This window comes from Lactobacillus sp. wkB8, from assembly GCF_000761135.1.
Classification (GTDB): domain Bacteria; phylum Bacillota; class Bacilli; order Lactobacillales; family Lactobacillaceae; genus Lactobacillus; species Lactobacillus helsingborgensis.
This window is the reverse complement of the sequence record NZ_CP009531.1, coordinates 561,267-585,351: the sequence shown is the minus strand read 5'-3', so window position 1 is coordinate 585,351 and position 24,085 is coordinate 561,267. Positions and strand designations below refer to the sequence as shown.

Here is a 24,085-nt window from a genome sequence, read left to right as displayed (position 1 = left end):
TATACTTTATTTAGGCTTTAAAAAGCCCGATGGCAGCTCCTAACATGGCTATTACAATCACTGCTAAAATTAAGGTTGCCATTTTAACTTTCTTTTTCAACATATAATAGAGAGCAGCGACTAAGATTGCGGGTAATAGAGACGGACAGATTTGGTCAAGAATGCTCTGCAATGTAATTTTGACTCCACCAGTCTGAAAAGCCCAGCCTGTTTGCACGTTGACAGTTGACGATACTATCGATCCTATAACCATGATACCCAATACCGAAACCGCGTCTGTAAAAGCATCAAGCTTCTGACCTAATTTCGCAATAAGATTTGTTCCCGTTTGGTAACCCACAAAATAAAGGTAGGGTCTTAAGAAAAAGCAAATGAGAAAAACTGCTAGGAATAGCCACATGCCCAAGGGGTTGCCTTTTTTACCCATTGAGCCTGCAATAGCACCAAATATGGTCGGCATCATCACCCAAATAATGGTGTCACCAATGCCGGATAACGGACCCATTAGTCCTGTTTTCAGGTTCTGAACAGCTTCAATAGACTTGACGCCATCTTTTTCTTCCATTGCTAAAGTTGCACCGGTGATTAAAGGAGATAGCCACGGATTACAATTGTAGTATCTAAAATGATTATCTAAAGATAAAACTAAATCATCATCATTGGCGTATATTTTTCTTAAAGCCGGAAACAATTCCCAAACAATTGTCGGAGCAATTCCTGTGTCATAATTGAAAGTTGTAACTCCTAAATAATGCCTTAAAGCGGTTCTTAATATATCCTTTTTGGTCAGTTTATGATCACTCATCTTCCATATCCTCCTCTGATAAATTACCTACATTATTATGGGTATTAACCACTACTTTATTCTTACTTGAAAGACTTAAGTAAAGATGTATAGCTGCAGCTGCACCTAATAATGCGACTCCTAAAACTGGCATTTTTAAATAAGCTGTAGCGACAAAGCCCACAATTAGCCAGTAACCATATTTTTTTAATGGCATGTAAACCAGCAGCATAGCAAAACCAACTGCTGGCAGAATCCCTCCTGCTACATTAAGTCCAACGGTGAACCATTGGGGCATGAAATTTAAAATCGCTTGAACTACTGATTTACCAAAAACAATCGCAATGAAAACTGGTATTGTTGATTCTAGCGGATAGATTATGGTAGCAAGTGGAATAGTTCTCGTCATCTTGCCAAACTGTTTTTTATGGGCAAAATTTTGAGCTCTTTTAGCGATTGCTGAATTAATCAGTTTGATTAAAACGTCAAAGTTCATACCTAACATGCCCACGGGCAAGCCAATTGCCATTCCTGCTGCCATCCCTTTGCCTGAAGTGATAGCGATTGTAGCTGAAATAATCGCAGCAGTAGGATAATCAGGCATTGATGCACCACCTAAATTTGCCACTCCCAGTGACATTAACTGCAACGTGGCACCAATCTCAAGTCCCTGTTTAAAATCACCTAGAATTAAGCCAGCCAATGCACCGTATAATATCGTGATTTTCCCGGCTATTTGCGTGCTGTGCCTATCTAAAGAATAAACATAGGCGAGTAATGATATTAAGATAACTTCTTTAATTGTTAGTCCCATTTTATATTTCCCCTTTTTCCTTTAAAACAGCCATGACATCAATAGGATTATCTTTCGTGGTATACATAGATTTAATCGTCACTCCTAATTGAGCCAGTTCACTATAAACAGGAATGTCTTCTTTCTTAACGTATGCTCTGTTCGTTATGCGGACAGAATTTTCATAAGTCAGAGTTCCTCCTAAGATTAATTCATTAAACAAAACCCCATTTTTTCTCAGTTCGAGAAAAATATTTGGCGTTTTAGCTAAAATAAATACTTTTTGATGGTCATATTTATTACGCTTGAAATTTGCCAAAGCAGTTGCTGCAGTAATTACAGAAACCGCCATTCCTGCTGGACGACCAAGTTTCATCGCGTCTTTTAAAACTGGACTTGATGCAGTTTCGTCGTCAATTACCATTACTCTTGTTGCGCCAGATTGTGGGGCCCATGAAGTCGCTACAATTCCGTGCAATAATCTATTGTCTATTCTTGTACCTACAACTACCATTCATTTATTCCTCCTAAAACTAATAATTAAATTAGGGCATAAAAAAACCAAAATAAGCGCAACAAAGTTGCAATTATTTTGGTTTTGCTCACATTACTATAAAAGTATGCGATTACAATCCTGATTTAAGTGCATAATAACCTTATTTTTGCCTACTGTCAAGTAAGCGCTTTAATTAGTAAACAGTTCTGCAGTATGCGTAATTATAACTCGCGTTTTGATATATTATTATTTATTAAATGTGTATCCTTTCACTTTATAGTACAACTAGCTGTATAATTAGTATGAAAAGAGGTGAATAAATAATGAGTAAAGAAGAAGTTACCAAAAACGTGTGGGTTACAACACACGGTGACCAATGGGCAGTGAAAATTGCGGGTAGTGATAAAATTTCTAAACTTTTTGATCGCAAAGAAGACGCTCTTGAATACGCTAAAGGTTTAGCCAAAAAAGAAAAGACAGAATTAATCAGTCAAAAAAGAAATGGCCGTATTAATTTAAAAAATTCATACGGTCACGATAGTCCTAAAACCAAAGGATAGAATGTATTAATACATCCTGTATTAAACTATTTTGTAGGTATCATTACTAAAAACTGGCATTATAATTATTTTTTATCTTTCTAATTTTAAAACACAAATTTTATTCATATTTTATTTTTTACAAAATTTTCTTATAAAAGTCCGATTATTAACTTGATAATCGGACTTTTTGATTAGCATCAATTAAAGTTTAACTTTATGAATTAGCTTCTTCTATTTCATTAAAATGACGCTTTTTACCATGTTTGGTTATCACCGGATCATATAAACACGATCATTAGTATTTGGTACTAGCCAAGCACTTAAAAGGCTGCAAGGAGAAACAATTAAAGTTAGATTAATCAAAAAAATTGTTAATATCACACTGAATACTGTGGCATTAACAATTTAGACCATCTATTATATGACCCCGGTGAGATTCGAACTCACCTCTACGGTTTAGGAGACCATTGTTCTATCCAGATAAACTACAGGGTCGCAACAGATTAACTTTACCAAATTTAGCTGATAAAAGCCAACTTTTTTAGTAATTAATATTGACGGGTAAAATATGGTTGCGGATTATTCGACTCAGCAATTTTATCTGCGGCGAAAACAAAGGGAGTCCATATTGCTAAAGCTATTAGCATATTGATTACCGCCAATACAATTGCGCGCCAATCGTAATTACATGCCAGAAAAGGACCAATAATTGGTGGCACAATTGCTGGCACTGCTACTTGCACCGGATTAACTAAATTCATCATACTTACGCCATAAGAAAATGCGACATTGACCATTGGGGCAAGTACAAAAGGTATGAAGTAAACGGGATTTAATACTACGGGCAGACCAAACACAATTGGTTCGTTAATGTTAAAAATTCCTGGTGCCAAAGCAACTTTAGCAATTGTCCGATAATCGCTTCTTTTTGAAAAAAGCAGAATAGCAACAATCAGCATTAATGTGCCACCTGCTCCGCCGAACCAAGCGAAAGCATCAAAAGAGCCGCGAACCCAAATAAATGGCATTACCGTACCTTCGCGAGCAGCAGTTACATTAACATTCTGGGCGGTAAGCCAAATTGAATCCAGTAATGGTGCCCACACGCTCAGACCATTAAAGCCAAAGAAGCTGAATATTTGTACCAGTAGTGTCACCAACATTACCATGCCAAAGCCCTGTCCTAGTTTTACCAACGGTTTTTGGATTGAATTAAGCAGCCAATTACCAAAAAAGGTACCAGTGATGGTTTGAAACACGAAATTGATCATACCAACAAAAAAGATTGCAATAATCGCGGGAACAAGTGAATCAAAAGCCATTTGTTCGGCATAGGGCAAATTAGCGGAAAGATGCAGCCTAATGCGGGCCCTAAAGCAAATTGCAAAAATAGCAACACCAATCGTGCCGAACACAATTGCCGTGAAAATTCCTGTAGTTGAAAACTGCGAAATATTAAATACTTTATGTATCGGGACAAGTTTGCCGTTAACTTTTAGTTTAGTAAAATTAGCAATGCTCATTGCTAAAGATGACAATGAAACAATTGCCCCCGCTATCGGATCTACCTCCATACTTTTGGCTAAATGGTATCCCAAAGACATGGCTAAGAAAAGTGCAAATAAAGCAAAAGTTCCCCGCCAAACTACGTTACAAACCAAAACCAGTGGCTGCATGGCCCAGGCAAAAGTATGCCAGCCCAGTTCGCTTTTGGCAGCTGCAATCAAGCTTTTTAGAAGTACAGCAACTGAACCGGCGATAGTTATTGGCATTACAGAAATAAACGCATCCCGTAAAGCCACGAGCCAGTGGGTTTGTCCTAATTTATTTGCTAAAGGCAAAATATAGTCTTCCAGCCAAGTAACTAATCGACTCATTTTTGCTCCTTTTTCTTTAAATAATGGGGATGATAACCCTTATTCTTGTTTTTGTGTTTTTTATGCTTTTTCTTTTTAGTTGTTAAAGCTGCTTTTTTATTCGCCGACTCATTTTTTTGAGCTTTTTTCTGCGGTAATTTTTCTGTTAAACGAAAGCCGGCAAAATACACGCGCGTAATTTTTATTTTGGTACCCAGCAATTTTCTTAAATCGCGCAAATCATGGTCGTCACCAAGAGTCACAACATAACCCATGGCCCCCATTCTGCCAGTCCGACCAGCACGGTGCAGATAGGTGTTTTCTTCGCTAGGAATATCATAGTTTACCACGTAAGTGACACCCGCAATATCCAAACCCCGAGCAGCCAAATCTGTTGCTAAAAGCAGTTTGATTTTTCCAACTTTAAAGTCATTGAGAGCTGCTGCTCTTTTTTGTTTGCCAAAATCATTAGCCAGTATGCCGAATTTAGTTTTTGTGTGAGCCAAAATACCGGCAAAACGCATCATAGTCTGATTGGAATCAAAAAACAAAATCCCTTTGAAACCATCAAGTCTAAGTAAGCGCTGAATAAAGTCGATTTTATGCGCATTATCTATTTGTAAGAAATAATTTTTAACAGTTGTTTTCTGATCCGGTCTGACATCAATTTTTTCAAACTGCCGAGCAAAAATTTCGGGTGCTTGTTGGGTTATTTCAGATTCAGTGGCACCAAAAAGCAAAATCTGGGAATCGGGCGTCATGTTTTGTCCTAAAGAACTCAGTAGTTCCATTTTATTAAATTCTAAAACATCATCCGCTTCATCAATTACCAAAGTCCTGATCTGGTCTACCTTAATTCGACCAGCCGAAAAGAAATCAAAAAACCTGCCAGGAGTGGCAACCACAACTTCTGGGTGTTTCTTTTTTAAATTATCTTCCTGACGTTGACGATTACCAGCACCCACAAGTGTGATTCCCGTCAACCTCAAGGCATGGATAAAGGGATTAATGGCGTGACGAATTTGCACAGCTAATTCAGTGGTAGGCGCAATAATGACTAAACTATTTGGTTTACCCTGCTCAACTTTTTCAAGTGACGGCAGAGCATAAGCCAGCGTCTTTCCCGTTCCGGTTTTAGCCAGCGCAATACAGCTTGCGCCATTTAAGATTGGAGTACGTGTTTTCTCCTGAATTAAAGTTGGTTCAGTCATTTTTAAATTTGTTAAAACTGCTTGGATTTCTTTTTTCATTATTGTGTTAGTTGTCCGTATTTTTCCTTATATTGCGTCACTGTACCGTTATAAGTAAGCATAGTGACCCCATTTTCAAAATTCCTCACTGATTTTACACGCCCATTATTGGTATAACGCCAAAAAGAGTACTGTAATTTGTTAGGCGCTTTTCTACCACCTGTAATAAATTGAACATCATGGGCAAAATATTTTTTATATTTAATATCAACATCCACCATTACCCGCTTATTTTGTTGCTGCAACATACTGGCAAACTGGGCCATTTGTTTAATGTAGTTCAAATCATAGTCATCTATGGCAGGTTCAATCCAGATTGGGAGACTGCCTGTATTTGTGCCCACCTTTTTCATAAAAAATTGATAATGTTGCAACGGGGTTGATTCATTACTGTAGGCAACAATGGTACCAAAAGCCATTTTCGTTCCTAAAATTTGATCGCGGTAAGTTAAATAATCATCATCAAAATATGATCTTCCTTGAGTCCCGCGCAAATAGACAAAGGAAACACCGTTTGCTTGCAGTTCATGCAAATCAATATAGCCAAAGCTCTGATTTAGCTCAACGCCAATAGCACTGGCAGTCCCATTAGGTGGTAAAGTTGTTTGATTACGCATGTTGTTGATACCAGCAAAAAGGAGACCTATTGCAGCTACTAGCAGTATTAGAATTGCTGGTAATGTGAATTTGTGATGAAACCTTTTCAACTTTTTCTCCGTTTGTTTTTTCTACACTTGTCCATTATACCAACATTTTAATTATAATTGGTAACTACAATTTGTCATATTAAAAAAGGCGACTGACTAAAAAGTCAGGCACCTTTTGTGTTAAAACTATTCCTCTACTAAATATATTGGTTTTTGACCATTTAAAACTCTTTTGACGTCCGTCATACTATGCTCAATCATGTTTTTAACAGATGTCTTGGTGTAGTATGCCGAATGCGGCGTGAAGACTACGTTAGGCATCTGGGCTAATTCCTGATAATCAACAGGTAGTTCCGAAATATCATTGAACTTTTTCATGACAATTGCTTCTTCACCAGTCATTACATCAAGAGAAGCACCGGCAATTTCTTTGTTCTTCAGCGCTGCAATCAAATCATGATTATTAACTAAGGGTCCTCTAGCTGCATTAATCAAATATGCAGTATTCTTCATTTCTTTAAATTGCTTAGCACTGATCATGTCCTCCATTGAAGGTTCAAGCGGTGTATGCAGAGTTAAAATATCAGAATTTTTAATTACTGTGTCGAAATCAGTATATTCCAAAAACGCTTCATTAGCAGGATTCTCAACCAAGTCATAGCCAATTACTTTTGCTCCTAAAGCATGAAACATTTCGGCTACACAAGAACCAATACGGCCAACACCAACAATACCAATTGTTTGGTTATAAATTTCATCGCTCATCAAATTTTCTTCACGGACAAAATTCAGGTGTTCTTTTTCATTATTTAAAATTGGACCCCATTTTCTTAACAAGTACATTGCAGAAGTTAAAGTGTTTTCCGCAACTGCACGGGGAGAATATGCAGGGGTATTAGTAACGATCATGTGATACTTGTGAATAAAGTCAAAATTGACGATATTGTAGCCAACAGACCTTAAGGCAATCTGTTTGATACCATAAGAGCTTAATTTACGATAGACCTCTTCCTCATCTATATCAAAGACCTGCAAAACACTGACAACATCATAGCCCTTTGCCATCTCTACAGTCTTAGCATCGAGCTTGTCATCAGTTGTGCCCAAATCATCTTCTGGATGATTTTCGTTCCACTTATCTACATAGACCTTTTGCTCCGGGGTCATATTGTAAAGTAAAGCTTTCATTATTAATCCTCCTTTTTTGGATAAAAAATTTATATCTATTATTGTATCTAAAATTAATATAAAATTAAAGATAAATTTAAAAAAGAGCGATTAATAATTTTTGCTTAAAAACTAAATTGGGAATCTATTTTTGTTTTAACTAAGTGACTGGTCTTATATCTTTTGTTCAATCTGATCAATTTTGACTTGTAAAACTTCACGCATCCACGGAAAGCGCTTTTTCATTTCGTCAAATTCTGGCCCTTCTGCCAAAAATTGACCAGTTCCCCTAACATGAAAACCGGCTCCAGGTCCAGCTGTGCCCTCAACTTTTTTAGAACCCATAGTTAACAGGACATGATTATCTTTGGCAAAATCGTTCTCAATGCTGTGCATCCCTGCAGCTGGAATATACAGCAAATTATTCTTTTCGTCGATTTTAACATAGGACATCCAAGTGTTTACCACACTGGCAGGATTGGCGTTAATAGTAACAATTGTGACTGGACCCTCATCAGTCATGACATCTAAAAATTTTTGATTCATTTTTCTCCTCCCCATAATAAAAAAGCTACTTTTTCAGTAGCTTCTTTTATTATGGAACATTTGTTCGAAATTGCAAAATCATTTGCTTATAATTAGTAAGCTCTCTTACCCTTTTTATAAACTGCCTTATCCTTTTGCACAACCGCGCTAATTTTTTCTAGAGGATTTTCATCAAGTACCAAAAAGTCTGCGTATTTGCCTTCTTCTAATGAACCATATTCATCAGCGATTTTGAGGAGTTTGGCTGAATTATAGCTGGTTTCCAAAGCCTCAAAATTAGTAAAGCCTTGTTCAACCAGTAAAGGCAGTTCTTCAGGAGTCATTGTGAAGTCGTTAAACGGTGTGCCTGCGTCAGTACCAAGAGTAATTTTAACACCGGCATTTTTCGCTTTAGTAATATTACCGCGTAAGTCTTTCCAAGCAGCAGCAATCTTGTTCATTTCCCAGTCAGGAATTTTACCCGGTGCATATTCGATGAATGCCCAAGCACCAACAATCGTTGGGGTTAAGTACGTTCCTTTTTCCAGCATCAATTTAATTTCTTCATCATTGACGTAAAAGCCGTGCTCAATACTATCAACGCCGGCTTTAATTGCATTAAGAATACCAGGATTGCCTTCCGCATGTGCCGCTACAGTTAAACCTTTGTGATGAGCTTCTTCTACGGCAACGTGCATCTCTGCCTCGCTTAATTGCGGGTCATCCATAAAGTCATTTTCTGTCATTACGCCGCCTGTGGCCATGACCTTAATTGCTTTGGCACCTGCTTTAATTCCTTGGCGGACAGCTTTGCGCATTTCATCAGGTGAATCAACCAAAACACCAAAATTAGGCATATCACCGTGACCGCCAGTCATAGAAAATGGGTGACCAGAGGGGACAATTTCCGGGACCTTGGTCAATTTATTTTGCTTAATTAAGTTATTAAGAGCGATGTCAATGTTATAGGTACTACCACACTCACGGATATAAGTTACTCCAGACCTGAGCAAGTCATGCAAATTACTTACTGCACGGACAGTTGAAGAAACTACATCAGTTTCACTGCCCCCATCTGGGGTTAACGGATCCATAATGATATGCGTGTGGCAATTGATCAAACCAGGGATCACGTATTTATTATTTAAATCAACTGTCTTGTCTGCTTGCGGTGCAGTGTTCTCCGTTATTTCGGTAATTTTACCGCTATCATCATCAACTACTAAAGTCGTATTGGGTTGAATTTTATTATCAACCCCATTAAATAAATTAACATTAGTATATGCAGTTTTAGTCATCAACAAACCTCCAATTTTTGTATTAAAAAAGCACTCATCCTTTTCTTCTTAAGGACGAGTGCCGCGTTACCACCTTTTGTTCATTTATTACTCACGTAATAAACCTCATTAACTATCAAACAATAGCTTGCAAAATTAACGGATGCAACTCCGCTACAGGCTGATTATCACCAGTAGACATCAATTAGAAGCCCATGTTCACTACCTACCACTAGCTAACTTTCACCAAAATGATAGCTCTCTTTATTAGCAATACGATAGTTACTCTGCTTTGCAAGATGCTTAATATTTAATTGACTTTTAATTTATCATTATTTCTTAATCATGTCAACTCTACGAAGTAAAAACAAAAAAGGCAGTTTAAATTTAGGGGTATAGCAAAAACTACTTGATTAAAACCACAAATTTTTGTGCTTGCCAACTATTTTATAGTTTTAATCTTTTTAGTGCTGAATGACCAAGTTCATAGCAGTTGAAATTAATGTAACAATTATTTCCAATTTAATTTAGTCACTTTGATGCTAGGTAATATTTTTCTGTCAACTGATAATGGTGAAACTGAACTAAACGCCGCACCTCCACTGATGACTGTAAAATTAGTTTCTCTTACCTGTTGAACTGACAGTTTAATAAAAAATACTAATAATTAATCTATCCCTGACTCACATGCGCTTTTCTTTTACAAAATAGTAATTTTGGCTACCAACTGACCTTTTGCCGAAAAATCAAGACAACTAGCTTTTTACCATTCTATCTCTGATATTTAAACGTTGATGAGATATTAGATATTTTATTAAAACTGATAGAGGATTTATTTTCAAATGACTAAATTTGCTTCTGAGTAACTTTAACTAAAATGGTTTTTAAGAATTGGATTATACACAAGAAAGAAAGATGTTTTATTTATGAGAAAGTAGAGTTATATAAGTTACGGAAATTACTGTCACGCTTAATTTTCAAACTACAAACTTAATACTAGCAGCGTTACTGCTCTTGCCTAACAATAGGCTTTAGATTCTTGGTTCCTGCCTGAGTAAATTACTAGTTCTGACCAGATATTAGCAGTAACGATTTTAAATTCTACAATGAAAGTAGTATTTTTTTAACTAAATAAAATCATAAATATAAAAGTTTACCATTTCGTAACAATTTAATACTACTTATTTAATAAATGTATACAAACATAAAACTGTATGTTTTAAAAATAAAAAGGCACAAGTTGTTAATCTTGTGTCTTAATATTCAGGAGTTATTGTTTTGGCTACATTTTCACTACTTTGACTGGATTGCCCAAATCCCTTATGAGATGAATTAGAGCTTGCGGCTTTAACCAAATAGTAGCTGTATTGTCGTTGGGATGAACGGCAATTCTCGGCTGTTGACTGAAATATGAGTCAAGGTAAAACGATATTTGATGCTCAGAATCATTTAACAGTCCTAAAGGTGTGACTGAGCCCGGTTCCAAACCTAATTTTTCTTTTAAATCTTGCGGTGAGGCAAAACTAAGTCTGCGTGTGCCATTTTCCTCACGAAATTGCTGTAGGTTGACTCTTTTATCGCCCTTAATAGTCAAGAGATAGTAGTTTTGCTTTTTATCATCCCTCACAAACAGATTTTTAGCATCTGCTTCAGAGTGCGGCAGAGCAATTTTTTCCATTTCTGCCATATTGTAGACAGCTTGGTGCTCTACTATCTCATATTTAATTCCGAGTTGATCAAGGTAATGTAATGTTTCGTTTTTGTTCATTTGGTGTTGCTAAATTCGTGTTAAATAGTTTAATCTTTTTCTGTATAAAATGGTTTCAACCGATATGTTGTTACTGGTTCAACATAATAATTGTACTTTGCCACCAGGTCACAGATTTCCTCACCATCAATCAAAGTGATAATTCTAGTGCCCTGACGTGCCGTCTTAATTGCACCGCGAGTAAAATCAGAATTAGTAATAAAAATACCAAATTCTGCGTTGTATTTATCCATTGCTCCGCGAAACTTATCTATTTCAGGTGCCGGCACATTAGATTGCCAGCGTTTTGCTTGCAGAGCCACTCTGGTAGTACGATAATCATTTGAACGAACATAGCCAAAACCATCAAGACCACCGTCAGCAACATAGTTAACGCCAATCGTCTTATCAACGTCGATCCCCATTTTGGTAAGTAACCCGCGGCAAAAGAGTTCAAACTTTTTCGGACTCATTTTCATCAGAGCATCTAGCAAATCTTGTCTCCACTGATCTTCCTCTGTGACTTCATCCGTAGTATCTTTAGCAGAATTAATTTCAGCCAAGCTCTTTTTCTTCAATTCCTGAGAATTATTATCTTCCAAAAAGGGACGAACATCCTTTTCAGGATTAAAAATATCGAGATCAACTTTACGACCTTTTTCAGATAATTCTACTTGATGATCATCTTCGGTTAAAAAACCAGTTCTTACTAAATACATAACTGCATAATTAAATGTATAGTCAAATGGTTTATACTTATTACCCGTTTTCTTAGATACCTTAACTTCATTCACTTCTTTTTCAGAAATTGCGTTAGAATTGTCACGAATATCTGAACAAATTTCACGCCTTGTTACCTGACCACCAAGTCGACGCATTGAAATCAAAATTTCTTTCATAGTTACATTTTCAATATTAATTTGACGATTAGCCATTCACTTTGTCCCCCATTTTGATATTTATTTTTATTATAATTTTAAATTTAGATATACTCAAATAGACTTTTTTAAAAACAGAACTAATAAATATATATTTTTTAGTTAAAGCAGCTTAATATCTCGATCGAGATAACTTTACAATTATTATAATCAAAAAGCATTAGATAAATTTATAACCTAATGCTCAAGATGCTATTAATTTAGTATTAACTGTTTTAAAAACAGAACTTTTATCAATAAATATATTTTTCTAAAATTGGCAGTTAACTAATCTTCAGATTCTAAAGGTTTGATCTTTGTATTGTAGACTGACTTAACCTTTTCGCGCACCTCAGTTTTCCAGCTAAGCCAATTTTTTAATTTACTATTAGGATGCGTTTTTTTGTATCTATCGAAGTATTTTTTGCCTACTAAATCTCCCATACCTTTAGGATTAACCTCATCTGGCTTGTAATTATGTATGACATAAGACAAATTGCCATAATCTAGGCCAAAATCATCTGCCAGTTGACTTAAAATCTTTTTATTTTCATCTTTGATAGAGTTTTCTAACACATCTTCAACTTTTTGATCGGAATACTTTTGCGGATTATGTTGAACATCTTGCCAAATAGAGCGAATATGGTTTGCCCGCGGCTCGTTGGTTTTAGCATATTGATCAATGTAATCACCGACTTGTGCTGCCTGATCTTGATTAGCTGATTGTTGTGACATTCTTGACTGCCTTTGAGAATTATTAGCAGTGGAAATATAATCTTGAATGAGTGACATAATATAACGTTCATCCACTTCTTTAATATGAATAGATTCAAGCTCATAATCTTCGTCAAGATCAAGGTCTACTGGGTCGTCATCATTTTTGTTTTCTGCTTTTAACTTATCGATGATGTTTTGGTATGTGCCCTCTAAAGTGCTTTCTATTTCAGGCGGGATATCATCAACATTAACTTGTGCAGCAGGAGAGAGCTTATCCTGCTTATCTAACTCATCATAAGTTTTAATAGCTGTAAGTGCCTGATCATATTTTTGAAAAGCTTTAATAAATTCTTTTTGTTCTTTTTTAGGAGCATCAATAAGTGTAGCCAATATCTGCGGATTATCGACATATTTGTCTAGTTTCTTACGTGCCTGCACATAACGCTTACGTGACGTATTCCAATCTGGGGCAAGAACGCCATTAGTGCCACCATTCGCATAAAGTGTCAACGCTTTATCTATTTCATCACTATACTGATTAGGATATTGGAAAGTTACAATTTGACCCCATTTTTTACCGTCATCATAAATACGATTAGTTCTTGAAAAAGCTTGTATGAGGTTTTGAGCATTCATTGGTGGCCTGTCCAGATATAACGTGGATAATCTTGGAGCATCAAACCCGGTCAATAACCGATCAACTACGATCACTATATCTAGCTGCTGGTCTCGTTTTTGATATGCTTTATTTTTACATGCTAAACGATCATTGACATTACGATTATAACTAGGAATATCAGACATAGAAAGCTGAATACTAAACATTCTATTGTAGTCATCCAATGACTGTTTCATTTCTGCTTGGTTAACCATTGATTCATCTTCGTTTTGAGAGATTGAATACGTAATAGCTATGCGGGGAAAATCCGGTGCCACTTTTTGAATACGATTAGGCACTTCACCGTTGGCAATTGCCTCTTTAAACAAGTGATAGTATTTCTGCGCTTGTTTAATAGAAGATGTTGAAAACAGTGCGGAATATCTGTTGCCATTGCTAAGACCTTGTTTACGATAAGCTAAAGCTAAAATTTGCTTGACCACTGCCTTCATGTGAGCATCTGTGAGATAAATATCATCATTATCTGTTTGATTCGCATTTCCTTCGTTATCGATTTTAAAACCAAGTACTTTTTTATCATGAATTGCGTCTTCAATCGTATATTTGTGCAATATCGGACCATAAAGCTGCTCCGTGGTGCGGGCATCTTGTCCATTCTCAGCCCGCGCGTTTTCCGCAAAAATTGGGGTACCGGTAAAACCATACCATAATGGTTGACGATTAAAGAATCTATCTAGTTCTCTTTTTTGAGTTGGCGTAACTGCTCTGTGACATTCATCAACAATAAAAGCTAATCGTAAGTCTTTCAACTTTTCATACTTTTTAGCAATTTCAGGTGAATTTTCCATTCGTTTAAAAATCGTTTGCAGTTTCTGCCTGGTAGTTACAACCACATTGCGGTTGCCATCACCCAATTTATTAGCCAATTCAAAACTATTCGCTGTTTCCTTCACATCAATCGTGTCATTATTTGCATAAGTTTGAAATGCTGAAACAGTTTGCATGTCCAAATCTTTACGATCTATTAGAAAGATTGTCTTATCGATAGCTGGTATTTGTAATAAATTACGGGCAACTTTATAGGAAGTCAAGGTTTTACCTGAACCCGTAGCATGCCAAATAAAGCCAGATTTTCCTTCACGCGATGCTTTGAAAATTGCTTGTATTGCTTGAATTTGGTACGGGCGCAGCAGAATAATTCTTTGAGCATTATCATCTAAAACAGTATAGTCAGCAATCATGTGATGTGCCATCGGAATGGATAAGACATCACGAGCAAAATCTAAGTAATCATTAACTTGTTGCTTGTCTTGATTAATCCAAGAAATCAAAAAATTAGCACGTAAATTTTGCCCAGCAGGAATGTACTGAGTATTAGTACCATTGGTAACAACAAACATTTCCACAAAATTATAGATATCACTAAATTTTTCTTCGTCTATATACTTTTGAATTTGACGAAATGCATCCTTAAAGGGAAAATTCGGTGTCTTCAATTCAATATGAATTAGGGGTAAGCCGTTAATCAAGAGAGTAACATCAAAGCGCCTATCTTGATCAAGCGGTGACAAACTTGACTTATTGACTTCTACTTGATGAACAACTTCATAAACGGAAGTTCCACCAGCAATATTGGTGTTATCTAAAATCAATAAATCGGCATCTGGTAAAGAAGAATTATCACGTTTTAGGTGGTGCCTAACCTGTCTGTTAGCACCGGCCAAGAATTTAGCAGCTTGGTAAAAATTAGGTTGGGTGATTTGCGTACGAATGGTTTCCTTTTCATTTTGCGTTAGTGGAACGTCATGAAGTTGATCGCGGTTGTTATCTTCAAGAATTTGGAAAAAGTTAGCCCATAATTGCGGAATTGTTCTTAAATCTTCACGTAAACGCCATTGATTAATACCTTGAGTTAATTGCTCAATTAAAGTTTTTTCCATTTGAGCTTCTTTAACTGCTGCCACTGACATATTTATCTCCTTTCCAAACTATTCAACAAACATATTTTGTAAAAGACACTTTTTAACTTGTTGAAAATCTTGTAATTTTTTATTTTCTAATTCGATTAATTGGTCAACTTTAGATAGGAGGTTGCCGATTTTTTGTTGTTCTTTTATCTTTGTAACAATTATTTTAACCCTTCTTAAAGTTTCACCAGTTAGTTGTGGTTGAGCCCCTCCAGTTACAAACTTCTTTAAATTTATTAAAGATAAATCAAAAAATAGAAAATGCTTGTCAATATCTGCATTTTTATCTACATTAATAACCATTGAATTCCCAGTTATCCAAACTGGTGCAAATACATAACTTGTTACTCCCGCATTCTCACCCCTTGCAGAAATTGTTACTTGATCTGTGGAATGATTTTTCTTCCCATAAAATCCTATAAATCCATTGGCTCCAAATACCGGATATCCTTCACTTGTCATTTGCTTTTGGGTTATTGTTTTTGGCTGATATAATTTTGCAATTTTGCCTAAATCACAGCTTCTCCAATCTCCTTCAAAACCCTTGAATCGAAATTCAGGTATTTTGGCATCATGCTTAGGAAAAAGTTTTTGTAACAAAGCTTTTTTTAGCAACTCCAACTTGTCAATCTTTTGCTGCTGCAAATCAAGTAGCTTATCTAACCTACTAAAAAAGTCACCAATTTTTTGCTGCTCTTCTATGTTACATACATAAAAAAAAGAATTACTCACCAAATTCCAATCAGATCTTGGCATTTTTGTTCCACTAGATAAATTAGATACCATATAAAATTTATGAGTTTGAATTAAATAAAAAGCAAACCGACTATAAATATCCTTTTTGGGAGACAAAACCCAAAAATCTCCTACAGCTTTTCCCTCGTAGAATGCCAAAACATACTTTTTTAAATATGGTCTCAACTTTCCAAAAAGGATATCTCCTTTTTGGAAAAAAATTCCTTTTTTGTTATTAAAATTTTTATGGATTTCATGATTATCTGGACTTATATTTTCATACTCTACTGAAAGTAATGAAGAATCACTCGTTATATGAGATTTACGATTAACTAAAGTGCTAAATTTTTTTTCTTTCCATTCATCTTCAAAACCTTTGAATCTTATATTTGGCATAGCTTTATGTTTATTCATTTTTTTCAAACCTTACTAAAGAATATCCTTTAATTGATCTAACATTTTTTTAGCATCTGAATCAGTACCAACCAATTCATCCAAAAAATGCCTAATTTCAGCAGTTGTTTCTTTTTCTTCTTTTGTAATGTTAGTCATATCTGCAATTAGTTTTTGCACATCAACCGGTGGCTCTTCTTCAAAAGTATCAACATAACGGGGAATATTTAGATTAAAATCATTTTCTTTAATCTCATCAAATTTTGCCAAATGAGCATATTTTTCAACATCTTGACGTGCAGTATAAGTAGTTAATATCCGGTTTATATCATCTTCACGTAATCTATTTTGCGTTTTAACCTTTTCAAAGCCTTTAGAAGCATCAATAAACATGACATCACGGTTTTGCTTATCTTTTTTAAGTACGACAATCACTGTTGGAATACCAGTACTATAAAACAGATTTGCTGGCAGACCGATAATTGCATCAATCGCACCATTTTCAAGTAGCTTTTGTCTGATTTTACCTTCAGCACCGCCTCGGAAAAGAACGCCATGAGGCAAAACAATGGACATTACACCACTATGCTTTAAGTGGTAATAGCCATGAAGCAAGAAGGCATAATCAGCCTTGGACTTAGGTGGCAAAACACCATAAGGAGAGAAACGAGGATCATCTAAAAATCCTTTGTTTGCTGACCATTTTAATGAATATGGTGGATTCATAACAACCGCGTCAAAGTTATTGGCTTCCTCTGCTGGCCAATCTTCATCCAGAGTATCACCATTACGCAAATGCCTGTTTGCTTGGTCAATATTGTGCAAAATCAAGTTCATTTTGGCCAAGTTATATGTAGAAGTATTAATTTCTTGCCCATAATAAGTAACTCGATCGTGAGCTGAACCATATTTTTTAAAGTTTAAGAGCAAGGACCCAGATCCCATAGCAGGATCATAAACTGTCATTCCGGCAGAATAATCTTTACCCACTAATGTTAAGCGCGTTAGCAGCTCAGAAACTTGTTGAGGTGTATAAAATTCACCCGCTTTTTTGCCAGATTCTGAAGCAAACTGACTAATTAAGTATTCATAAGCATCTCCCAGACTATCACCTGAAGTTTTAACTAATTCTATTTTGCCAATTGCTTGAATAACTCCAGCTATAGTATCTGTTCTTTTTTGCGCTGTGCCTCCCAAACTTTTGGAATATAAATCATAATCATCAAATAACCCTTCAAAGTCTTGATCAGAGCTTTCAAGTTTATTAAAAGCATCACCTAATTGCTTGACCTGAAAAGTATGATTGTTGACCGCTTTTAATATACTATTGTATGTGTATTCAGGTTCAATTACATAACCCAATGATACCCGCAACTCATTAACTAGTTCTGCATCATCGGCATTATCTTCATAAATTTTTTGAGCTTCATCTAGTGTTCCATCAGGTTCATCAGATAATAATTCCAAAACGTTGTAAAGCATGTGATCAGATAAATATTTATAAAAGACAGTGCCTAATAAATAATTTTTATATTGACTTGCATCCATCTTCGATCGTAATGAGTCCGCCGCACTGAACAGTCCTTGCTGTAAACTTGTAGTTGTATTTGACACTTTTATTCCCCACTTTAACTATTTTGATTTTTAGTCCTTGGTCTTTTTATGAATGAACTTAGTTTTGAATAATATTTTAATTAACTTATCAGTTACTACATAATTGTACCATTTTGGATATATCAATTAGGTAAATTTTTATAAGCTTAATTCTTAGTAATTTCCTTATTTTCCCAAACTAAAGCCAAAGAAAAGACTATTTCAATTCCGATCATTGTCAAAGCCAAAATTGCTGGCTCAAAGTTTAGTCCAACGATTAAGGCTAAAAAGGGTATTAAAATCGCCAAAGTAAAATAAACCCGAGACTTATAAAGCCAACTATATGGCAGTAAATGTGCTCCAAAAATAATCGTTAATATCATAAGCATTTTTTCTGGTATAGTTGGATAAATCCACATCGCAATTAGCAAATACAGTGCTTGGTTAACAGAAAACAGTATTCCTAGTTCTGTTAGTGGATTACCTTTATTTTGAAAATCAACATTAATTAGCTTAGAAACAAAATAAGATAATGGCAGTAAAACTGCAGCGCAAATAAAAGTAAAAAGATTTTTTGTCAATATTGGAATAGACGAAATGTGAATAATTGCAATGGCTAGCCAAATAATAATTGAAGCCAATATTATATGCAGTCCTCGTTTTTGCTTAAGAGCACAATCTAATCTTAATTCATCAATTTCTTTCATCATCTTCATCCTTTTTAGTAAAATATCTTTTCTTTTAAATTATACTTTAGTATATTCATGCACTCAAATTCTCTTTTTATTAAAAGAGCTAAATTTTAGCCAGAAAGATAGATTTTGTAACCATTAATGACATATAATCAACCATTTGCAGTATCGCATGATAAAAGTAAAATTCATCTACTATACTTATTAACAGAAAGGAGAGCCAGGAATGAAAATTAATTGTCACATCGATCCTAATATTAGTGAAGAGCAAGGTGAATTATGGATCAAAAAAATGACACCAGCAATTAATGAACTTTTGCAAAAATTAACACAGTCTGAAAATTCATTATGGTGCCATTATCAATCTCAAATTTATCCAATTCAATTTGAAGACATTTATTCACTTGAAGTTGCTAATAGAGATATTAATGTTTATACAGAAAAGCAGCAGCTTACATATAATGATCGTTTATCTAATTTGAAAGCAGATCTACCGAACTATTTTATTGAAGCTTCACGCAGCGCTATATTTAATTATCAGCACATCGATCACCTTGAATTACTTAATAATGGGTTAATCGATGTTGTTCTGACTAATAAGCATCGCGTACAAATATCAAGAAGAAATATTAAGAAGCTGAAAGAGAGGTTAGGAATATGAAAAATATAAAAAAATTCATCAACTATATATTTAGGTTTTCAGCTGAAGGAACCCTATTTGGAATGATTGTTTCACTTTTTTACAATTTTTCCAATAAAAGCTCAACATATTATCCTTCAGATCCCAGTTTTTCTGCAAAATTTGCTACTCCTTTAAACGCTATGACCGTCTCAGTAATTTTATGGGCCTTAATGGGATTAGTATTCGGCTTTGGTAGCTTTGTCTTTGCTATTAGACAATGGTCCATATTAAAGAGGACAATCGTTAGTTTTATCATTTACTACATCGGGTTTACTCCGCTTGCATTTTTAGCAGGTTGGTTTCCAGCAAATATCGTTAACTTTATGATTTTTACTGGACTCTTCATCTTAATTTACGTCACAGTATGGATTATCAGATCTTACCGAGTTATAAGAGAAATTAGAGAGATCAACAATAAAATAAAAAAGAAATAGTTTTGAGAAGATCTAATAGCGAGACTATTAATTTTTTTAATCATAATTATAAAATAAGCTGCGTAACCTATTGATTACACAGCTTTTTTTCTTGGAGACATTATCCTATTATTATTTAATACAATCTAGGAGGATTACCTTTATTTTTAGCCACAGCCCTTACATCAGCTTCCCATTCTCTCAGTAATTCCAAAAATTCATCAGAGCAAAAATAGTCACAACCATCTTTCATATCAAAAACTGACATAAAGCTCCCTAGAGCTCCCTTTTCCAAAATACCATCTGCAATTACAGATTTATCTCTCAGTATTAAAACAGGCAAGCCTAATTGAAAAGCCATAGCTGGTTCAATCTGACAATATGGACTAGTCAACCATTTATCTTCTACACAATCCCAACATCCTTCCTTGTATTGGCACCCAGTTTCAATATGAGTTTTTTTAAGTGCAATAGCTAACAAGCCATTTGATTCCATCATAATCCGCCTGATTCCTTTTAATGGTGCATTTGTATCATAATCAGTTACACCTAAAGTTCTTGGTTCCAATCCTTCACTTTTCAAAAATTCAATTAGGCAATCTATAAAACATTCTTGTTCTTTACAAATTGGACTCGGTTTACTTAAAAAAATAGGTATTCTCATGGTAACTACTTCTTTCCGGTACACAGTATATTAAAAATAAGCATATTTTTACAGTTATTAATTATATATTCTTTAACATCTTAATTAAAGCCAAAATTAAAAAGGTGTTCATAAAAAACACCTTTGGAGTTATTATCAGACATAACTAGACCTTCAAATATTTTTTTGTGTTAAGGTAAAATGTCTTTAATTAAATTTTAATTGATACTTCATAATAAATGGAATTAAACGATTATTTACCAGATCCGCAACGGGTATAATTTTTTCCTTTTTTGATTATATCAAAGTCATACACACGATAAAAAAACAAATTATTATCATTTTTATAGATATCAAAATATAGTTTCTTATTTTGTGACATATAAAAAGGGGAATCTGAACAATTATTTGTTGTTTTTACTTCGATACATCTACTGGAACCGAATCCTTCAAAAGAAAAGATATCATATCCTGCCCTATCACCTTGTTCCTGACAGAGATCAATTATTCTTTTAATATCTTGTGGTGCAAATTCTTTGTAAAATTAACATCTTATTTCTCGTCTTACTTTTTATTCTATCACCTCTATCAAATAGAATAACTGTATTTAGCAACTTTGGATTTCACTCGTATTCAAAGCATTATATTTATTCAGCAACAATAAAACTCCGATCCTAATGTTTACTTCAGAAATACCCAAGTTTAAAACCTTTCTTGGTAACTTGTTACATTATTATGATGCTTTTGTATACTTAATAGTAAATAAAAATAGTCACATACGTTATTTAATAAATTAAATGCAGATACAATAAACTAATTAATTCTGGGTATGAATTAAAGAAAGCAACGCCTGATCCAAATCAAAAATATCGTTTTCTGATGACTATTCAATGTCAAAGATTATAAAATATTTGAAGTGATAAAAAGTAGCTAATGAAGATGACTTCAATAGCAAAATCAAAGAACTAAAATAGAACTTAAAACTTAAAAAATATTTGAAGTAAAAGTCAACTATTTTCATAGTTTATGTTTATTTTTTTTAAATATCTTAATAAGCATTTTATAAAAACTATTTTTTTTTTCATGGAATTTAGATTTGTTTTCATCGTTCAGAATTTCCACTTCTAAGTTTTCAATATTAATTTTGTTCATAGTGAATAAGTTAAACAAAAAATATTTTATATCATATAAAATAAGATCAGAAATAAACAAATAATTTAATATAAAAATCCAAAATAGAAAAGAAACACAGTTAGTATTAGTTAAACTCAATAATACTTTTAATTTATTTAAAGGCGCTGTCGTAAAAATAAGATAAAGAATATAGTTAATAAATATATTAATAGTATAATTAATTACCGTATAATGTAAATTATCCAATATTTTATTAATGTTTTCATAGTTTTTGCTCAATGGACTATTTGATTTATCACTTGGTCCATATGTTAAAAGAACTTTTATGTTATATTTTTTTAAAAAGCCACAAAATATTGAGTATCCCGTAAAACTAATAGTCCAAAATACTAATTCTACTCTATTAATAAAAGAAATGGTTTTTATTATTAATTCAACTTTTTCATTTGAAGAATAAATACAATACGTAATGAAGAGAGAAAAAGCAAAAAAGAATACAAACTTTAATAAATCAGTTATTTTAAATTTTTTAATATTAAATAGACTCAGAAAACTGCGAATAAAAAGATTAGTGGAACTATTATTATTTGTCAAACCTTTTTTCTCCATAATTAGTTACAATTATTTCCTAAATATTTTTTAATTTTTCATTAATTTCATTAAATAAATTATTATTATACCTATATGGTGATAAAATTAAATGTTTTAACGGTAGTTTTTCCAATACATCATTATTTTTAACTATTTTTTTATTTCCAAAAGAAGATATATAATTAATTGCTATACCAGCTTTACACTTTAAAGATTTGAAAGAATTAAAAAATACATCTGGTTTATTTGGATTCTTAACATTTAAATTAAACTGTTCTGCTTCAGACTTTTTAATCGTACTCTGAATTTTTTTTCCAAGCGAACTATCTATATTGCCTAAAAACGGATTATCTTCGCCATTCAAATAAAAAAAGCTTAAAGTAATTTCATTAACTTTCTTTGCATTTCTTATTTTACCTTCTAAAGCCTTATAATCTGGAAGTCCAATTATATTTAGTTCAAAATTCAATCTTTTGTACTTATTAACATTATTTTTATATACCCGTAAGATATGATTTGTGGCAGAATTAAATATCTTTAATGACGGACTTTGCCAATTATTTTTTATATATGCTAATTTATGATCTTTAAGTCGTATGCAAAACATAGACCAACCCCAATTATCAAGCAAATGTCTTTCAGATGAGGTGCGATATAAAAAACCAGTTAAAAAGGCTCCAAATTCTGTTTGTTCTTTTTTAATGTTTGTGAACTGATAGCTAATTCTATTTTTTTTGTATATATACGATTTATATTTTGTGCTTTTAATAAAAGCGGTGTAAACCAAATCGTCAAAATAATCTAACATTGGTTGCTTTTCACTACCAAAAGTCAAATTAAAATTAGCAAGATTCATTTCATAATTCATAAATATAACACTTTCTTAACGATCACTTAAAATATGTATACTCATTATATATAACTATAAAAAAAATTATTTTAAAAATCAAGGAGCAATTATATTTTTTGAAAAATTTAGAATAAAATTTTTAGTCTGATAGATATCTTATTCTGAAGTAAACAATATTGTTTTGATCTTAGTTTTCCACGTGTCAAGCTCCATCTATGGTTTAAAGACAGATATACACTTCGGCTTTTTATTAGCTATCTGTCTATTAAGTATTAAAAAACCTTAAAAATAATGTAATCTGCAAATCATTGACATAGTTCATTATTGAATGCAAATCAGTGTTAATTAATTTGATATCTAAATTTAATTTCGTGCAAGCCAACCAATGATGACTTTTCTCACTTCGGAGTGCCTTATTTTATTATTATGTTTACCAGATAAATATTTTGTGATACTTAAACTAATTTTTTATAAAATAATGAAACCTCAATTCGCGAGAAAGGTTAGAAATATGAAAAACACAAAGAGATTTATCAATTATTTGTTTAATTTTGCCGTTAGGGGAATCTTCATTGGCTTAATGATTTCTATCTTTTGCAGTTATGCATCGCATAGTCCAGTTTATATTCCATCCAGTCCATCTTTTACGACAAAATTTAGTAATTTGCTCAATGCTTTTAGCGTCTCAATTATTCTTTGGGCGGTTACTGGAATATTTTTCGGTTTTGGCAGTTTTATCTTCACTATTAACCACTGGTCATTACTAAAGAAGACGGTTATAAATTTCTTTGCCTACTATTTTGGGTTTGTTTTTTTGGCCCTTTTAGCTGGTTGGGTTTCGTTAAATTTGATCAACTTTACAAAATTTACTGTGATTTTCTTCATCATCTACTTAATTTGCTGGTATTATAATTACCATAAAATTGCAAAGGAGATTGCAAGTATTAATTATAAAAACAAAAAAAGTAATCTAATTACCATGGCAAAAAAGTTGAGCATTCTTATCAAAGTGCTCAACTTTTTTACTTGTGTTTCTTAAAAAAGAGATTTAGGAA

At 33.6% G+C, this 24,085-nt stretch carries 23 protein-coding genes, 1 tRNA gene and 1 other annotated feature; of the genes, 4 read left to right on the top strand and 20 right to left on the bottom strand.

Annotation, left to right across the window (positions count from 1 at the left end; genetic code table 11):
* Window positions 1–10 precede the first annotated feature (10 nt).
* From LACWKB8_RS02910 to LACWKB8_RS02900, 3 genes are read right to left on the bottom strand one after another with little or no spacing between them, the layout of a single operon-like run.
* A complete protein-coding gene (locus LACWKB8_RS02910) occupies window positions 11–805 on the bottom strand; it encodes a PTS system mannose/fructose/sorbose family transporter subunit IID (protein WP_038521749.1) in 795 nt (264 codons plus the stop codon).
* Entirely contained in the window at window positions 798–1,598 is an 801-nt protein-coding gene (locus LACWKB8_RS02905) for a PTS sugar transporter subunit IIC (protein ID WP_038521747.1), read from the bottom strand. The genes LACWKB8_RS02910 and LACWKB8_RS02905 overlap by 8 nt, the downstream gene beginning before the upstream one ends.
* A 1-nt stretch (window position 1,599) precedes the next feature.
* On the bottom strand, window positions 1,600–2,091 hold the full coding sequence (locus LACWKB8_RS02900; RefSeq protein WP_038521745.1) for a PTS sugar transporter subunit IIB: 492 nt from the start codon (window positions 2,089–2,091) through the stop codon (window positions 1,600–1,602).
* A 305-nt stretch (window positions 2,092–2,396) separates the two neighbouring features.
* On the opposite strand from LACWKB8_RS02900, the gene LACWKB8_RS02895 reads away from it, so the two are divergent.
* Window positions 2,397–2,633: a DUF2188 domain-containing protein gene (locus LACWKB8_RS02895; protein WP_038521742.1), complete on the top strand. Its 237-nt coding sequence runs from the start codon at window positions 2,397–2,399 to the stop codon at window positions 2,631–2,633.
* Window positions 2,634–3,037: 404 nt separating this feature from the next.
* On the opposite strand, the gene LACWKB8_RS02890 is transcribed toward LACWKB8_RS02895, so the two are convergent.
* The 13 genes from LACWKB8_RS02890 to LACWKB8_RS02830 form a co-directional block, all read right to left on the bottom strand.
* Window positions 3,038–3,110 (bottom strand) — tRNA-Arg (locus LACWKB8_RS02890).
* Between the two features lie 53 nt (window positions 3,111–3,163).
* Window positions 3,164–4,492: a PTS sugar transporter subunit IIC gene (locus LACWKB8_RS02885; protein ID WP_038521740.1), complete on the bottom strand. Its 1,329-nt coding sequence runs from the start codon at window positions 4,490–4,492 to the stop codon at window positions 3,164–3,166.
* On the bottom strand, window positions 4,489–5,721 hold the full coding sequence (locus LACWKB8_RS02880) for a DEAD/DEAH box helicase (RefSeq protein WP_371211452.1): 1,233 nt from the start codon (window positions 5,719–5,721) through the stop codon (window positions 4,489–4,491). The genes LACWKB8_RS02885 and LACWKB8_RS02880 overlap by 4 nt, the downstream gene beginning before the upstream one ends.
* Window positions 5,721–6,428: a GH25 family lysozyme gene (locus LACWKB8_RS02875; protein WP_038521734.1), complete on the bottom strand. Its 708-nt coding sequence runs from the start codon at window positions 6,426–6,428 to the stop codon at window positions 5,721–5,723. The genes LACWKB8_RS02880 and LACWKB8_RS02875 overlap by 1 nt, the downstream gene beginning before the upstream one ends.
* Before the next feature lie 126 nt (window positions 6,429–6,554).
* Window positions 6,555–7,556, bottom strand: a complete 1,002-nt coding sequence (locus LACWKB8_RS02870; protein WP_038521731.1) for an NAD(P)-dependent oxidoreductase — start codon at window positions 7,554–7,556, stop codon at window positions 6,555–6,557.
* A gap of 153 nt (window positions 7,557–7,709) precedes the next feature.
* Entirely contained in the window at window positions 7,710–8,081 is a 372-nt protein-coding gene (locus LACWKB8_RS02865) for a hypothetical protein (RefSeq protein ID WP_038521729.1), read from the bottom strand.
* 92 nt (window positions 8,082–8,173) lie between these two features.
* On the bottom strand, window positions 8,174–9,358 hold the full coding sequence (locus tag LACWKB8_RS02860) for an amidohydrolase family protein (protein WP_038521727.1): 1,185 nt from the start codon (window positions 9,356–9,358) through the stop codon (window positions 8,174–8,176).
* 47 nt (window positions 9,359–9,405) lie between these two features.
* Window positions 9,406–9,644 (bottom strand) — a binding site (T-box leader).
* 975 nt (window positions 9,645–10,619) lie between these two features.
* Window positions 10,620–11,105 (bottom strand): prolyl-tRNA synthetase associated domain-containing protein, encoded by a 486-nt coding sequence (locus LACWKB8_RS02855; protein WP_038521724.1) that lies wholly within the window; start codon window positions 11,103–11,105, stop codon window positions 10,620–10,622.
* A gap of 29 nt (window positions 11,106–11,134) precedes the next feature.
* The gene (locus LACWKB8_RS02850) at window positions 11,135–12,019 is read right to left on the bottom strand and encodes a restriction endonuclease (protein ID WP_038521721.1); all 885 of its coding nucleotides are present in this window, start codon (window positions 12,017–12,019) and stop codon (window positions 11,135–11,137) included.
* A 270-nt stretch (window positions 12,020–12,289) separates the two neighbouring features.
* Entirely contained in the window at window positions 12,290–15,307 is a 3,018-nt protein-coding gene (locus LACWKB8_RS02845) for a DEAD/DEAH box helicase family protein (protein WP_038521718.1), read from the bottom strand.
* Between the two features lie 18 nt (window positions 15,308–15,325).
* A complete protein-coding gene (locus tag LACWKB8_RS09115; RefSeq protein WP_082229324.1) occupies window positions 15,326–16,453 on the bottom strand; it encodes a restriction endonuclease subunit S in 1,128 nt (375 codons plus the stop codon).
* Window positions 16,454–16,468: 15 nt separating this feature from the next.
* Window positions 16,469–18,046, bottom strand: a complete 1,578-nt coding sequence (locus LACWKB8_RS02835) for a type I restriction-modification system subunit M (protein WP_038521715.1) — start codon at window positions 18,044–18,046, stop codon at window positions 16,469–16,471.
* 146 nt (window positions 18,047–18,192) lie between these two features.
* Window positions 18,193–18,735: a hypothetical protein gene (locus tag LACWKB8_RS02830; protein WP_242491936.1), complete on the bottom strand. Its 543-nt coding sequence runs from the start codon at window positions 18,733–18,735 to the stop codon at window positions 18,193–18,195.
* A gap of 208 nt (window positions 18,736–18,943) precedes the next feature.
* On the opposite strand from LACWKB8_RS02830, the gene LACWKB8_RS02825 reads away from it, so the two are divergent.
* Window positions 18,944–19,378 carry a LytTR family DNA-binding domain-containing protein gene (locus LACWKB8_RS02825; protein ID WP_038521710.1) on the top strand — a complete coding sequence of 145 codons (435 nt, stop codon included), beginning with the start codon at window positions 18,944–18,946 and terminating at the stop codon, window positions 19,376–19,378.
* Window positions 19,375–19,833 carry a DUF3021 domain-containing protein gene (locus tag LACWKB8_RS02820; RefSeq protein ID WP_242491935.1) on the top strand — a complete coding sequence of 153 codons (459 nt, stop codon included), beginning with the start codon at window positions 19,375–19,377 and terminating at the stop codon, window positions 19,831–19,833. The genes LACWKB8_RS02825 and LACWKB8_RS02820 overlap by 4 nt, the downstream gene beginning before the upstream one ends.
* Window positions 19,834–19,948: 115 nt before the next feature.
* Here the strand turns inward: LACWKB8_RS02820 and LACWKB8_RS02815 are convergent, their stop codons facing one another.
* From LACWKB8_RS02815 to LACWKB8_RS02805, 4 genes are all read right to left on the bottom strand, one after another.
* Window positions 19,949–20,476: a hypothetical protein gene (locus tag LACWKB8_RS02815; protein WP_038521707.1), complete on the bottom strand. Its 528-nt coding sequence runs from the start codon at window positions 20,474–20,476 to the stop codon at window positions 19,949–19,951.
* Window positions 20,477–20,708: 232 nt separating this feature from the next.
* A complete protein-coding gene (locus LACWKB8_RS09390) occupies window positions 20,709–20,960 on the bottom strand; it encodes a protein NO VEIN domain-containing protein (protein WP_371211454.1) in 252 nt (83 codons plus the stop codon).
* Between the two features lie 512 nt (window positions 20,961–21,472).
* The gene (locus LACWKB8_RS02810) at window positions 21,473–22,183 is read right to left on the bottom strand and encodes a hypothetical protein (protein ID WP_166484939.1); all 711 of its coding nucleotides are present in this window, start codon (window positions 22,181–22,183) and stop codon (window positions 21,473–21,475) included.
* Between the two features lie 34 nt (window positions 22,184–22,217).
* Window positions 22,218–23,048, bottom strand: a complete 831-nt coding sequence (locus LACWKB8_RS02805; protein WP_038521702.1) for a hypothetical protein — start codon at window positions 23,046–23,048, stop codon at window positions 22,218–22,220.
* 367 nt (window positions 23,049–23,415) lie between these two features.
* Here LACWKB8_RS02805 and LACWKB8_RS02800 point away from each other — a divergent pair, with 367 nt between their 5' ends.
* Window positions 23,416–24,069 carry a DUF3021 domain-containing protein gene (locus tag LACWKB8_RS02800; RefSeq protein WP_371211451.1) on the top strand — a complete coding sequence of 218 codons (654 nt, stop codon included), beginning with the start codon at window positions 23,416–23,418 and terminating at the stop codon, window positions 24,067–24,069.
* Window positions 24,070–24,085 lie beyond the last annotated feature (16 nt).

Bases quoted from the DNA above. Each gene is read 5' to 3' on its own strand.
- LACWKB8_RS02910 (WP_038521749.1), bottom strand. From the start codon at position 805: ATGAGTGATCATAAACTGACCAAAAAGGATATATTAAGAACCGCTTTA.
- LACWKB8_RS02905 (WP_038521747.1), bottom strand. From the start codon at position 1,598: ATGGGACTAACAATTAAAGAAGTTATCTTAATATCATTACTCGCCTAT.
- LACWKB8_RS02900 (WP_038521745.1), bottom strand. From the start codon at position 2,091: ATGGTAGTTGTAGGTACAAGAATAGACAATAGATTATTGCACGGAATT.
- LACWKB8_RS02895 (WP_038521742.1), top strand. From the start codon at position 2,397: ATGAGTAAAGAAGAAGTTACCAAAAACGTGTGGGTTACAACACACGGT.
- LACWKB8_RS02885 (WP_038521740.1), bottom strand. From the start codon at position 4,492: ATGAGTCGATTAGTTACTTGGCTGGAAGACTATATTTTGCCTTTAGCA.
- LACWKB8_RS02880 (WP_371211452.1), bottom strand. From the start codon at position 5,721: ATGAAAAAAGAAATCCAAGCAGTTTTAACAAATTTAAAAATGACTGAA.
- LACWKB8_RS02870 (WP_038521731.1), bottom strand. From the start codon at position 7,556: ATGAAAGCTTTACTTTACAATATGACCCCGGAGCAAAAGGTCTATGTA.
- LACWKB8_RS02865 (WP_038521729.1), bottom strand. From the start codon at position 8,081: ATGAATCAAAAATTTTTAGATGTCATGACTGATGAGGGTCCAGTCACA.
- LACWKB8_RS02860 (WP_038521727.1), bottom strand. From the start codon at position 9,358: ATGACTAAAACTGCATATACTAATGTTAATTTATTTAATGGGGTTGAT.
- LACWKB8_RS02855 (WP_038521724.1), bottom strand. From the start codon at position 11,105: ATGAACAAAAACGAAACATTACATTACCTTGATCAACTCGGAATTAAA.
- LACWKB8_RS02850 (WP_038521721.1), bottom strand. From the start codon at position 12,019: ATGGCTAATCGTCAAATTAATATTGAAAATGTAACTATGAAAGAAATT.
- LACWKB8_RS02845 (WP_038521718.1), bottom strand. From the start codon at position 15,307: ATGTCAGTGGCAGCAGTTAAAGAAGCTCAAATGGAAAAAACTTTAATT.
- LACWKB8_RS09115 (WP_082229324.1), bottom strand. From the start codon at position 16,453: ATGAATAAACATAAAGCTATGCCAAATATAAGATTCAAAGGTTTTGAA.
- LACWKB8_RS02830 (WP_242491936.1), bottom strand. From the start codon at position 18,735: ATGATGAAAGAAATTGATGAATTAAGATTAGATTGTGCTCTTAAGCAA.
- LACWKB8_RS02825 (WP_038521710.1), top strand. From the start codon at position 18,944: ATGAAAATTAATTGTCACATCGATCCTAATATTAGTGAAGAGCAAGGT.
- LACWKB8_RS02820 (WP_242491935.1), top strand. From the start codon at position 19,375: ATGAAAAATATAAAAAAATTCATCAACTATATATTTAGGTTTTCAGCT.
- LACWKB8_RS02815 (WP_038521707.1), bottom strand. From the start codon at position 20,476: ATGAGAATACCTATTTTTTTAAGTAAACCGAGTCCAATTTGTAAAGAA.
- LACWKB8_RS02805 (WP_038521702.1), bottom strand. From the start codon at position 23,048: ATGAATTATGAAATGAATCTTGCTAATTTTAATTTGACTTTTGGTAGT.
- LACWKB8_RS02800 (WP_371211451.1), top strand. From the start codon at position 23,416: ATGATGACTTTTCTCACTTCGGAGTGCCTTATTTTATTATTATGTTTA.